The organism is Streptomyces sp. CGMCC 4.7035 (assembly GCF_031583065.1).
Classification (GTDB): domain Bacteria; phylum Actinomycetota; class Actinomycetes; order Streptomycetales; family Streptomycetaceae; genus Streptomyces; species Streptomyces yaanensis.
The window spans coordinates 5,517,649-5,529,536 of record NZ_CP134053.1; the positions used below are offsets into that span (position 1 = coordinate 5,517,649).

13 protein-coding genes and 1 pseudogene are annotated in these 11,888 nt (G+C 71.5%); 7 read left to right on the forward strand and 7 right to left on the reverse strand.

Translation table 11 applies throughout. The features are described 5' to 3' along the window. Positions 1–209 precede the first annotated feature (209 nt). A complete protein-coding gene (locus Q2K21_RS24085) occupies positions 210–812 on the forward strand; it encodes a hypothetical protein (protein ID WP_310774918.1) in 603 nt (200 codons plus the stop codon). A 103-nt stretch (positions 813–915) separates the two neighbouring features. Beyond that, a complete protein-coding gene (locus Q2K21_RS24090) occupies positions 916–1,644 on the forward strand; it encodes a 3-keto-5-aminohexanoate cleavage protein (RefSeq protein WP_310774919.1) in 729 nt (242 codons plus the stop codon). Here the strand turns inward: Q2K21_RS24090 and Q2K21_RS24095 are convergent. Next, the gene (locus tag Q2K21_RS24095; RefSeq protein ID WP_310774920.1) at positions 1,590–2,324 is read right to left on the reverse strand and encodes a hypothetical protein; all 735 of its coding nucleotides are present in this window, start codon (positions 2,322–2,324) and stop codon (positions 1,590–1,592) included. The two genes, Q2K21_RS24090 and Q2K21_RS24095, sit on opposite strands and share 55 nt — an antisense overlap. A gap of 156 nt (positions 2,325–2,480) precedes the next feature. Between Q2K21_RS24095 and Q2K21_RS24100 the strand changes: the two genes are divergently transcribed. Further along, a complete protein-coding gene (locus Q2K21_RS24100) occupies positions 2,481–3,548 on the forward strand; it encodes an RNA ligase (ATP) (protein WP_310774922.1) in 1,068 nt (355 codons plus the stop codon). Between the two features lie 200 nt (positions 3,549–3,748). On the opposite strand, the gene soxR is transcribed toward Q2K21_RS24100, so the two are convergent. Further along, positions 3,749–4,249: a redox-sensitive transcriptional activator SoxR gene (gene soxR, locus Q2K21_RS24105; protein ID WP_310774924.1), complete on the reverse strand. Its 501-nt coding sequence runs from the start codon at positions 4,247–4,249 to the stop codon at positions 3,749–3,751. Between the two features lie 115 nt (positions 4,250–4,364). On the opposite strand from soxR, the gene Q2K21_RS24110 reads away from it, so the two are divergent. After that, a complete protein-coding gene (locus tag Q2K21_RS24110; RefSeq protein WP_310774926.1) occupies positions 4,365–4,826 on the forward strand; it encodes a MaoC family dehydratase in 462 nt (153 codons plus the stop codon). 288 nt (positions 4,827–5,114) lie between these two features. Here Q2K21_RS24110 and Q2K21_RS24115 read toward each other — a convergent pair whose 3' ends face one another. From Q2K21_RS24115 to Q2K21_RS24125, 3 genes are all read right to left on the reverse strand, one after another. After that, complete coding sequence (locus Q2K21_RS24115; RefSeq protein WP_310774928.1) at positions 5,115–5,741, reverse strand: TetR/AcrR family transcriptional regulator; 627 nt, start codon at positions 5,739–5,741, stop codon at positions 5,115–5,117. Positions 5,742–5,834: 93 nt separating this feature from the next. Beyond that, positions 5,835–6,080: a YiaA/YiaB family inner membrane protein gene (locus Q2K21_RS24120; RefSeq protein WP_310774930.1), complete on the reverse strand. Its 246-nt coding sequence runs from the start codon at positions 6,078–6,080 to the stop codon at positions 5,835–5,837. Positions 6,081–6,140: 60 nt separating this feature from the next. After that, positions 6,141–7,292, reverse strand: a complete 1,152-nt coding sequence (locus Q2K21_RS24125; RefSeq protein WP_310774932.1) for an acyl-CoA dehydrogenase family protein — start codon at positions 7,290–7,292, stop codon at positions 6,141–6,143. Between the two features lie 114 nt (positions 7,293–7,406). Between Q2K21_RS24125 and Q2K21_RS24130 the strand changes: the two genes are divergently transcribed. From Q2K21_RS24130 to Q2K21_RS24140, 3 genes and pseudogenes are all read left to right on the forward strand, one after another. Then, complete coding sequence (locus Q2K21_RS24130) at positions 7,407–8,048, forward strand: TetR/AcrR family transcriptional regulator (protein ID WP_310774933.1); 642 nt, start codon at positions 7,407–7,409, stop codon at positions 8,046–8,048. Positions 8,049–8,104: 56 nt separating this feature from the next. Beyond that, on the forward strand, positions 8,105–8,824 hold the full coding sequence (locus tag Q2K21_RS24135) for an ArsR/SmtB family transcription factor (protein WP_310774935.1): 720 nt from the start codon (positions 8,105–8,107) through the stop codon (positions 8,822–8,824). Between the two features lie 78 nt (positions 8,825–8,902). Then, a pseudogene (locus Q2K21_RS24140) lies at positions 8,903–9,302 on the forward strand (EamA family transporter); the annotation flags it as partial. Between the two features lie 68 nt (positions 9,303–9,370). Here Q2K21_RS24140 and Q2K21_RS24145 read toward each other — a convergent pair. After that, positions 9,371–10,453, reverse strand: a complete 1,083-nt coding sequence (locus tag Q2K21_RS24145; protein ID WP_310774937.1) for a Zn-dependent alcohol dehydrogenase — start codon at positions 10,451–10,453, stop codon at positions 9,371–9,373. A 5-nt stretch (positions 10,454–10,458) separates the two neighbouring features. Continuing rightward, a complete protein-coding gene (locus Q2K21_RS24150; RefSeq protein WP_310774939.1) occupies positions 10,459–11,856 on the reverse strand; it encodes an aldehyde dehydrogenase family protein in 1,398 nt (465 codons plus the stop codon). Between the last annotated feature and the right edge of the window lie 32 nt (positions 11,857–11,888).

The following is an 11,888-nucleotide window of genomic DNA, read 5'->3' on the forward strand; positions in this document are numbered from 1 at the left end:
TCACCGGGGACTCGAGGTCACGGGGGCTCTCGACGGAGGACCGACGGCACGGGGGAAGGCGACCGAGAACCGTTCGGAGGATGGCTGATGGAGGTCATCGGAAAACGGATGGAGCCGAATCGCTTGTCGATACGTCTATTCGGCGACGTCCGTACGACGACGCCGAAGTGACCGAAGTACAGGTGCAGGTGTGACGGAGGTGCAGGGCGATGGCCGGTTTCCGGAGTCTGGCGAGACAGGTGCGCGATCCGAGGTGCGATCTGGCACTGCGGCGTTATTCGCTGCGCAAGTGCCTTGAGAAGTTCGCCCCCTACGGGCACCGGGCGACCTGGGACCATCTGTGCTCCCGGGCCGGGTTCGGCCCCGAGGACCGTTCCCCCGATCCGGCGCGGCTCGTGGCCGCACTGGACGAACTGGAGGAGGCACGCTCCGTCTGGCTCGCCTACGAGGCCGAGTTCACCCAGCGTCGCAAGAGGGAGAAGCACGACGGACTGCGCAGGCCGGGCAGTGTGGACGACTGGCACCGGCTCACCTGGGGCGGTTTCGGCGTCGCCTGGTGCGACGACCCGCGTGTCCACCCTCATGAACCGCTGGCCGAGGTGCTGCGCCGGCTGATCAGCGCACTGGAGCGCGAACCCGGTTCGGCCTGCCCGGTGTGCGCCGGTGAGCGCCTCGTCTGGAAGTACGACCTGGCCCACGAGCCCTCATCGGGCCCGGTCTGCACGGACTGCGGCATCGTGGTGCCGAGGCCGGTGCTGACGCCGGGGGCCCTGGCGGAGGCCAGGCGGGTACGGCTGCTGGTGTCCGCGTGACGCCAGGGCTCGGGGGGCGCGGGGGTGCGCCGGGGATGCCGCACCCCCCGTTGTCGGTGATGTTCACCCCCGAGTGTCAGTGGCGTCCGGCACCATCGAGGGCATGCTGCAGGTGTCTCTGAACGGAGCCCGGGGACCGGCCGACGGCGCGGTCGCGCCGATGTCGCCGGGCGCGATGGCCGACTCGGCGGCGGCCGCCGTCGCGGCCGGGGCGTCGGACGTGCATGTCCATCCCAAGACCCCCTGTGGACAGGACACGCTGTCGGCGAGAGTGGTCGCCGCGACCCTCCAGGAGATACGGAAGCGCGTCGCCGTCCCCGTCGGAGTGACCACCGGCGCCTGGGCGGAACCGGACCCGGTCGCGCGCGTGGAGCGCGTCCGCTCCTGGACCGTGCTGCCCGACCACGCTTCGGTCAACTGGCACGAGCCGGGCGCCGAGGAGGTCGCGGCGGCGCTGATCGACCGCGGGATCGGCGTGGAGGCGGGAATCCGGTCCGGCACGGACGGCGCGGAGCGGTTCGTGGCGTCCCCGCTCGGCCCGAAGGTGCTGCGGGTGCTCGCGGAGGTGACAGACCCTTCCGCGGACACGGCGGAGGAGACCGCCCGCGCCCTGCTGTCCGCCCTGGGCTGCGCTCACAGCCGCCCGGTGCTGCTGCACGGCGAGGAGGCCGGCGCCTGGCCGGTGCTGCGCCTCGCCGGACGCCTGGGCCTCGCGACCCGCATCGGCCTGGAGGACACACTGGTCCTGCCGGACGGGCAACGGGCCGGGTCCAACGCTCAGTTGGTGGCCGAGGGGCTGGCCCAGTACGGGTGGGCCCAGCGCTCGTCGTAGGGCAGGGCGAGGAGTTCGGCGCGCATCGCGAGGTCGGGCTCACCCTGGGCACGGAGGCGGGCGGGGGCATGGGAGGCCAGCCAGGACTGGAGTTCGGCGACGACCGCCTTCTCGTCGTCGAGGTACCACCAGGAGAGCGGCGAGTCGTCGACGACCAGGTGGTACAGCCACTCGTCCGCGCAGCCCGGGAGGTGGGCGTCGGCCACCGGGTGCGGGACCCAGCGGTCGAGCAGCGGGGTCATGGTTCCGATGATCGTGGCGCAGGTCTCGAACACGTCGTGCACCGGATACGGCGGCTCGGGCGTCGTGAGGACATCCTCCCACCACGCGTACACGAACGCCTCGATGGAGTTCGCCTGCTCGGCGGGCCAGGAGCGCCAGTCCACCCGGCTCAGTCCATGGGTTCCCCAGCCGACGCCGTCCAGGCTGCCGTCCGCCATGGCCCGCGCCGCCTGCGGCAGCAGCCGGCGCATCGAGGCGGCATGGTCGTCGAAGTGGTCGGATACCTCGAAGACGAACCGCCGGAGCACGTCCGGGGGCACCCGCGTGTACGGGGTGCGCAGAAACGCGATCTCCTCGGGCAGGTGGCAGCGTGCGCACCCCACCTCGTTCGGGCTGGCGAAGCCGTTGAAGACCGTGTCGATGTCCGCGAGGGCGGCGGCAAGGGCCGCTGAGGTCATGGGAGTTCATCCCGTCAGGACTCCGTGTCCGGCGTCACCGCCGGCCGAAGACAGCGACGCTAGCAGCCGCAAATGCGCTGGCTCCACCCTTTTCCCGTTCGGACAGTAGAGGGCGATGAAACACCCCTGAGACCAGCGGAAACCAGAGGAGTCCCGATGTCGACGCTGCGCGTCACCGCCGAAGTGCTGACCGTCCACGAGCATCCGAACGCCGACGCGCTCGAACTGGCCCAGGTGGGCCTGTACCGGGCCGTCGTCGCCAAGGGCCAGTACCGCACCGGTGACACCGCCGTCTACATCCCGGAACAGTCGGTGCTCCCGGCCGGGCTGATCGAGGAGCTGGGGCTCACCGGGCGGCTCGCGGGCAGCCAGTCCGACCGGGTCAAGGCGGTACGGCTGCGCGGCGAGCTGTCGCAGGGGATCGTCTGCCGGCCCAGGGCGCTGGCCGGCGTCGACCTCGCGCGGGCCGCGGCGGACGGCACCGACTTCGCGGAGGTGCTCGGTGTCACCAAGTGGGTGCCCCCGGTCCCGCCCACCATGAGCGGTGAGGTCGAGTCCGCGCCGGATCTGCTGCCGTGGGTCGACATCGAGAACATCCAGCGCTACCCGGAGATCTTCGCGCCCGGCGAGCCCGTCGTGCTGACGGAGAAGCTGCACGGGTCCGCGTGCCTGCTGACGTATGTCGCCGACGAGGGGCATGTGTATGTGTCGTCGAAGGGCTTCGGCGCGAAGTCGCTCGCACTGAAGGAGGATCCGCGGAATCTGTACTGGCGGGCGGTGCACGGCCACGGCGTCCCGGAGGTCGCGGCCCGGCTGGCCGAGCGGCTCGGCGCGCGCCGGGTGGGGATCTTCGGCGAGGTGTACGGGGCGGGCGTGCAGGATCTGGCGTACGGGGCCGACGGGCGGCGTGACACGTTGGGGTACGCCGTGTTCGACGTGTCCGCCGAGATCGGCGGCGAGGTGCGGTGGTTGGATGCCACCGCGTTGCTGGAGGGGCAACTTCCGCTGGTGCCACGGCTGTACGAGGGGCCGTACGACATCTCGCGTGTCCTGGAGGTCGCCTCCGGACGGGAGACGGTCTCCGGGCGAGAACTGCACCTGCGGGAGGGTGTGGTGATACGGCCGGTCAGCGAGCGGTACAGCCCGGTGACCGGCGGGAGGGCGATCGCGAAGGCGGTCAGTCCGGCGTATCTGACGCGGCGGGGTGGGACGGAGTACGAATGACCGGCGCACCACTGCGGCCAGTCGTGCCTCCCCCAGTGCCTTGACGGCCTGGGGCCCCCAGGGGCGGCACGGGTGGGCGCTGGGGGTACCCCCTGCTCGAAGAGCTTGGGGGAGGCACCCCGCAAGCGCGGGCAAGCGAAACCCACCCCCGCCCAGCCGCAACCCGGCTCGCTGGAAGACCGGCGGCCACGCCACCGACCTCAGCAGCACTCCTCCGGCTTCTGGTTCCGCTTTCGGCGGTCCCCGCCCCGTTCCACCATCAGCCGCGAGCCCGACTGCCGCTCCCCGAAGACGTCGTCCGGGTTGGACAGCACGCATGTCTCCAAAGACAGGCAGCCGCAGCCGATGCAGTCCGTGAGGTGGTCGCGGAGGCGGCTGAGCTGGCTGATGCGCTCGTCGAGTTCGGAGCGCCAGGCCTCGGAGAGCCGGGCCCAGTCCTCGTGGGTCGGGGTCCGCTCCTCGGGGAGTTCAGCGAGCGCCTCGCGGATGGTGGCCAGCGGGATGCCGACCCGCTGCGCGGCGCGTACGAAGGCGACCCGGCGCAGCGCGTCACGCTGGTAGCGGCGCTGGTTGCCCGACGTGCGACGGCTGCTGATCAGGCCCTTGGACTCGTAGAAGTGCAGGGCGGAGACGGCCGCGCCGCTGCGGGCGGACAACTGGCCGACGGTCAGCTCGTGGATCTTCTCGGGAATCTGCGGCACTCCGCAGAGCCTACCTACCGTGTCGCACGCCCGATCCGTTGACATGGGTCCCGCACCCGACCATGCTAAGCAGTTGCTTAGACGTGGTGACTTCATGATGCGAGAGGCCGGGAACATGGCAGAGCCGAGGACCTTCACGTCCGCCGACGACCTGAAGGCGGCGGTGGGCGAGCAGCTGGGGTACAGCGACTGGGTGGAGATCGACCAGAAGCGGATCGACCTGTTCGCGGACGCCACGGGCGACCACCAGTGGATCCATGTGGATCCGGAGAAGGCGGCCGCGGGCCCCTTCGGCACGACCATCGCGCACGGCTATCTCACCCTGTCGCTGCTCCCGCTCTTCGGGCCGCAGCTGATCAAGGTCGAGAACGTGAAGATGGGCGTCAACTACGGTACGAACAAGGTCCGTTTCCCGGCCCCGGTCCCGGTCGGCTCGCGGCTGCGCGCCACGGCGACGATCACCGGCGTCGAGGACGTGCCGGGCGGCGTGCAGGTGAGCGTCGCCTTCACCGTCGAGCGCGAGGGCGGCGACAAGCCGGTCTGCGTGGCCGAGTCGGTGTCGCGTTACTACCTCTGACGCTTTCCGGGCGGGCGGCTACCGAACACTTGCCCAGTGCTCCATCCTTCAGGATGGAGGTGAAGGGCATCCTTGCCTCAGCGGCCCGGAGGGCCGCGGAGTCATGGCAGAATCGCCTTGTCCGACAACGGAGTTGTCGGACCTACCGCCGGACGGGCGGGACGTGAAGCCTGTGGAGACCTTGTCAGACCACCCTCACGGGCGGCAGGGGTCGATGAAGCAGGAACCCGAGGGAGCACCGCGGAGCGGTGCAGACCGGAATCACCTGCGTTTACGCAGGTGAGGACGTCAATTCGACGCCCCCACCATCCGCAGCACGAGGTCGGCGTAGAGCGCGCCGACCTCGTCGGGGGTGCGGGAACCGGCGATGTTGAACCAGCGGGCGACGTCGATGCACAGCGAGAGCACCGCAAGGGTGGTGGCCCACACGTCCAGCACGTCGAACTCGCCGGCCGCCACACCCTCCTCGATGATCCCCCGCACCTCGGCGTCGCACTGCCGGCGCAGCGCGACGATCTCGGCGCGGGCGTCCGGGCCGAGCGCGTCGAGTTCGTACTGCACGACCCGGGCGGTGGTGCGCCGCCCGGCGTGCCAGCGGACGAAGGAGCTGACGGCGTCGGCGAGCCGCTCCGTCGCGCTGCCCTCGCGCCGGGCCGCCGTGCGCAGGATCTCGAGGGCCTTCTCGTGCCCGATCCTGCTGATGCGGTGCAGCAGCTCTTCCTTGGTCTTGTAGTGGATATAGAGCGCGGCCGGGCTCATGCCCGCGCGGCTCGCGATGTCACGGGTCGTCGTGGCGTGGTAGCCACGCTCGGCGAAGGCCTCGACGGCGGCGACCAGCAGCCGCCGGGCCGCGTCAGGGGTCACCTCGGCCCACGGCTCGATCTCGCCGCCGGCCTTCTCCTCCGCCGTACTCATCGCTCGTTCATCCTTCCAGTGGCAGGGTGAACACCATACCTCTGACGGTGAGCGGGCGCTTAGAGTGCCCGCTCAGAGGAGTGCCTCCCGCGCTCAGGGCCTCTCGAAGGGGTTGTAGGCCCTGCCCGCCGCCTCCTGCCGGTCCCGGATCACCTTGGCCAGAGTGAAGGCGGAGGTGACCAGGTACAGGACGGCGATGCCCAGGAACGCCCGTACCCAGGCATCGGCGTTCAGCTTGAAGATGCCGACGGCGGTCGCGGCCATGGCGACGGAGAAGGACGCGACGGCCTGGCCGTAGAAGGCGGCCGTGTTCTGCTGCTTGACCGGTGTGTCACTCATGCGGACAAGGATCGGTGGAGGTGGCCCGCGTCACATCCGCCGAAGTACTCAGGCGCGTACTCAGAACGCCGAAACCCCGGTCAGCGCACGCCCGATGAGCAGTTTCTGGATCTGGCTCGTGCCCTCGTAGAGGGTCATCACGCGGGCGTCGCGCAGGAGTTTGCCCGCCGGGTACTCGTCGATGTAGCCGTAGCCGCCGAAGACCTGGAGGGCGTTGTTCGCGGCGCGGACCGCCGCCTCGGAGGCGAAGAGCTTGGCCTTGGACGACTCGACGGCGAAGGGCAGTCCGCGGTCGATCAGATCGGCGACCCGCCAGGTCAGCAGCCGTGCCGCGTCCACGTCGACGGCGATGTCGCTGATGAGTTCCTGGACGAGCTGATGGTGGGCGATGACCTTGCCGAACTGCTCGCGCTCGGTGGCGTGGCGGACGGCCGCGTCCAGGGCGGCCCGGGCTATGCCGACGCAGCCCGCCGCGACCGACATACGGCCCTTGGCGAGCGCGGACATGGCGACGGAGAAGCCCTTGCCCTCGGGCGCCAGCATCGCGGTCGCGGGCACGCGGACATCCTGAAGGACCAGTTCGGCGGTGGCCTGGCCGCGCAGGCCGAGCTTGCCGTGGATCGCGCGGCGGGTCAGGCCGGGGGTGTCGGTCGGGACGAGGAAGGCGGAGATCCCCTTGTGGCCGGGTGCGTCGGTGGAGCGGGCGAACAGCAGCACCACGTCGGCCCAGGTGCCGTTCGTGATGAACATCTTGGTGCCGTTGATCACGTAGTCGTCGCCGTCGCGCACGGCCTTCGTGGTGAGGTTGCCCGCGTCGGAACCGGTGCCCGGTTCGGTGAGCCCGAAGCAGCCGACGTACTCCCCGGAGGTGAGTCCCGGCAGCCACCGTCGCTTCTGGCCCTCGCTCCCCCAGGCGGCGATCGTCTTGGCGACCAGCCCGAGGGAGACGGACACGATTCCGCGCACGGAGGAGTCACCGCGGCCCAGTTCCTCCGTGACCAGGCAGTACGCGAGGTGGTCGCCGCCGGAGCCGCCGTACTCCTCGTCGATCGTGAGCCCGAGGAAGCCGACCTCGCCCAGCTTCTTCACGATCGACCGGTCGACGTCCTCCGCCCGGTCCCAGGCGACGACGTGCGGGGTGATCTCGCGGTCCACGAAGTCCGCGGCCAGCCGCCGGACGGCGGCCTGCTCCTCACTGAGCTCCAGGTTCACGAGGCGTCACCCCAAGGAAGTTCGAAGTTCCGAGTCCGGAACGCGGAAATCTTTGAAAACCGCACATTTAAATTAGCACTGCTAGTTTCCAGTCGCAGCCCTACAATGTGCGCCATGGCCCGACCGCGCAAGCCCCTCCTCAACACCGACCGCATCGTCGCCACGGCACGGGAGCTGGTGGACGCGGAGGGCCTCGCGGCCGTCTCCACGCGCAGGCTCGCAGCCGAACTCGGGGTCAGCGGCCCGTCCCTCTACAACCACTTCCGGACGAAGGACCAGATCCTGGAGGCGGTGGCGGACTCGGTCAGCGCGCAGGTCGACCTCTCGATGTTCGAGGACGGCCGCGACTGGCGGACCGCGCTGCACGACTGGGCGGTCTCCTACCGGGCCGCGCTGCGCGACCACCCGAACATCGTGCCGGTCCTGGCGAGCGGACCCGGCCGCCGCCCGGCCGCGCTGCGGCTCGCGGACGCCGTGTACGGCGCGATGGTCGACGCGGGCTGGCCGCCCGCACACGCCACCTCCATCGGCGCGCTGATGCGCTACTTCGTCATGGGGTCGGTGCTCGGCTCGTTCGCGGGCGGTTTCGTCGACGACGAGACGGCCTACGACCCGGCCGACTACCCCCACCTCGGCCAGGCCCACCGCCTCGCCGAGCAGCAGGAGAAGATCGACGAACGGGCCTTCGAGACCGGGTTGACGGCGCTGCTTGACGGGCTGGAGCGGCAGTACGAGCAGGTGAGGCGCCCCGCGTAGGGCGGGCTTGCCATGCTTCGGTGGGCACCGAAGTGTCCCTGCCCCATGCTGGACGCATGACGAGGCGGAGGGATGCCGGAGCGGCCGGGCTGGCCCGTCTCGCCGGGCTGATCGCCGACGAGACGCGGGCCGCCTGCCTGCTGGCGCTGCTGGACGGACGGGCGTGGACCGCCGGTGAGCTGGCGCGGCACGCGGGTGTCGCGGCGTCGACGCTGAGCGAGCATCTGGGCAAGCTCGTCGCTGGTGGGCTGCTGGCCGAGGAGCGGCAAGGGCGGCACCGGTACGTACGGCTGGCCGACGCGCGGGTCGCCCAGCTGGTCGAGGACCTGGCCGCGCAGATCGCGCCGGGCGCCACCGCCGGGCCTACGCGCACGCTGCGGGAGGCGAGCGCCGGTTCCGCGATGGCCCGCGGCCGCACCTGCTACGACCACCTCGCCGGGCGGCTCGGCATCGCCGTCACCGACGCGCTGACCGTACGGGGGCTGCTGCGGCAGGACACCGGATTCGCGCTCACGGACGCGGGCCTCGAGTGGTTCGACACCCTCGGCATCGGGCTGGACCGCAAGGGCGGCCGCCGCCCGCTGGCCCGCGCGTGCCTCGACTGGACCGAGCGGCGCCCCCATCTCGCGGGTGTCGCGGGCGCGGCCCTGTGCCGGCACGCCCTGGACGCGGGCTGGTGCGTGCGCATCGGCTCCGAACGGGCCGTGAAGGTGACGGCGGCGGGTGAGCGCGCGCTGTCCGAACTGCTGGGAATCGAGGCGGACACGCTGCGCTGACCCCGGCCGTCATCCCGGCGCGCCCGCGCCCGGTTGCCGTCTCGACGTCCGAAATCGCGAGTCGGCACACCTCTCGCCTCGTACGCGGCCGGGTTCGTCGCGCAGAAGCCGGTGCTGGGCGCGGCGTGCGCGCTTCTGGTGACGACGTTCGGGTGTCTCGTCGGGGCCGTCCTGTGTCTGCCGTTCGCGGGGAAACTGGTCCACGAGGCGTCCCGGGCTCCGGTCTCCGCGACGCTCAACATGGTGTACCTGGGCGTCTTTCCGCTGGCGCCGGCCTTCACGACCTGGGCGTACGCGCTGGCCCGTACGACCGCGAGCCGCATGGGCGCGACGACGTACGCCGTGCCCGCGCCGGTCGTCCTGATGTCCTGGCCGGCGCTCGGCGAGGTGCGGGGCTGCTCACCTTGGCGGCGGCATGCTGTGCCTGGCGGGGGTGGCGGTGTCGCGGTCCCGGCCCCGTAAGACCTCGGCCCCGTAAGACCTCGGCCCCGGAACCGCTCGCCACAACACCCGATCAGGTACCGGCGACGGAGTCCTGGAACTGGCCTAGAACACCACCAGCGCCCGGCCGCCCCGGCCCGCCAGCATGTTCTCGAAGGCCGCCGGGATCCCTTCCAGCGCGATCCGTTCCGTCACCAGCGCGCCCAGGTCCAGGCGCCCGGCCCGTACGTGCTCGGCCAGCACCGGCAGGTCCTCGGCCGGGTCGGAGTTGCCGTAGACGCAGCCCGACAGTGTGCGGCCCCAGTGGAAGATCTCCAGGGCGTTGAACGTGACCTGCTGGTCCTTGCCGCCGATGCCGACGACCGTCGTACGGCCGCCACGGCGCGTGGAGTCCCAGGCCGCACGGATGGTGACGCCGCGGCCCACGCACTCCACCGCCACGTCGACGCCCTGCTTGTCCGTCAGGCCGCGGATCTCACGGGGCGTGGTGTCGGAGGCGAGTACGAAGTCCGTCGCGCCGGCCCGCCGCGCCAGTTCCTCCTTCTCGGGGGACACGTCCACCGCAATGATCCGCTCCGCGCCCGCGATGCGCGCCGACTGGAGCGTCGCGAGGCCCACACCGCCGACGCCGAACACCGCGACGGTCTCCCCCGGCCGCACCTGCGCCGCGTGGTGCACGGCCCCGTATCCGGTGAGCACGGCGCAGCCCAGCAGGGCCGCGTCGGTCAGGGGCACACCGTCCGGGACGGGCAGCACGCAGGACGCGGCCACCACAGTCTCCTGCGCGAACGCGGCCACGTTCAGGCCGGGATGCAGGTCCGTGCCGTCGTCCGCGCGGCGGGCGTGGACATCGGCGGCGCCGGTCAGCGCGTTCGCGCACAGCCATACCTCGCCCAGCGCGCAGGCATGGCAAGCGCCGCAGGACGGCGCCCAGTTGAGGACGACGCCGTCACCCGGCACGACATGGGTGACGCCCTCCCCCACGGACACCACCGTGCCCGCGCCCTCGTGGCCGAGGACAGCGGGCACCGGCACCCGCATGGTGCCGTTGGACAGGGAAAGATCGGAGTGGCAGACCCCGGCGGCGGCGAGCCGGACCCGGACCCGGCCGGGGCCCGGTTCCGGAAGCTCGATGTCGGTGACCTCCAGCGGGGCGCCGACGGCGGGCAGAACAGCGGCTCGGACCATCTCGTTCAGCGCTCCCGGAACTGGAGGGACTTGGTCTGGAGGTACTCGGCGAGCCCGTGCGCGCCCAGCTCGCGGCCCACCCCGGACTGCTTGTAACCCCCGAACGGCGCACGGGGGTTGAACCGCCCGCCGTTGATGTCGACCTGCCCTGTCTCCAGCCTCCGCGCGAACGCGACCGCCTCCTCGTCGTCGCCCGCCCAGACGGCGCCGGCCAGCCCGTACACCGTGCCGTTCGCGATCCGCAGCGCGTCCTCCTCGTCCTCGTAGGGGAGGATCGAGAGGACCGGACCGAAGATCTCCTCCTGCGCGATCGTCATCTCGGGGGTGACATCGGCGAAGACGGTGGGCTGGACGAAGTAGCCCTTCTCGCGGGGGGACTCCGGGCCGCCCGCGACCAGTCGCGCGCCCTCCGACACGCCCTTGTCGATATAACCGCGCACGCGCGCCTGCTGCTTGGCGTTCACCACCGGACCGATGCGGTCGCCGTACTTCGCGACGGCCTCGGCGGCCAGTCCGACCGCCTCCTCGTACTGGTCCCGGTGCACGAGCATCCGCGTCCACGCGCTGCACATCTGGCCGGAGTTGGCCATCACGTTCGCGACACCGACGTTCACCGCCCTGGCGAGGTCCGCGCTCGGCAGGATGACGTTCGCGGACTTGCCGCCCAGTTCAAGGGCGACCTTCTTGACGGCCGCCCCCGCCGTCGCGCCGATCTGTCTGCCCACCGCCGTGGAGCCGGTGAAGGAGACCAGGTCGACGCCCTCGTGCTCGGCGAGTGCCTGGCCCGCGACCGGGCCGCGGCCGGTGACGAGGTTGAACACCCCGGCCGGTACGCCCGCCTCATGGACGGCCTCGGCGAACAGCTGGGCGGTCAGCGGGGTGTCCTCGGCGGGCTTGAGCACGACCGTGCAGCCCGCCGCCAGGGCCGGGGCGACCTTGGCGACGATCTGGTGGAGGGGGTAGTTCCAGGGGGTGATGGCGCCCACGACCCCGACCGGTTCCTGGTGGACGGTGGAGTTGCCGACCTTCTCCTCGAAGGAGTGGGTGGCGGCCAGTTCGGCGTACGAACCCGCGACCACGATCGGCAGTCCCACGTGGACGGACTGCGAGAACGGCAGCGGTGAGCCCAGTTCGGCCGTGACGGTCTCGGCGATCTCGTCCTTGCGGGCGACGAGTGCGTCGCGGAGGGCGGTGAGCCGCGCGGCCCGCTCGACCGGTGCGGTGGCGGCCCACGCCGGGAGGGCGGCCCGAGCGGCGCGTACGGCGGCGTCGACGTCCTCGGCGGTGCCCGCCGGGACGCGGCCGATGACCTGCTCGTCGACCGGGTTCACGACCTCGATGGTGTCCTGGCCGACGGCGGGGCGCCAGGCGCCGTCGATGTACATGCCGTCATGTGCTTTCATCGTCATCCTCCGGGCCGGGGCAGCGTCGTGCG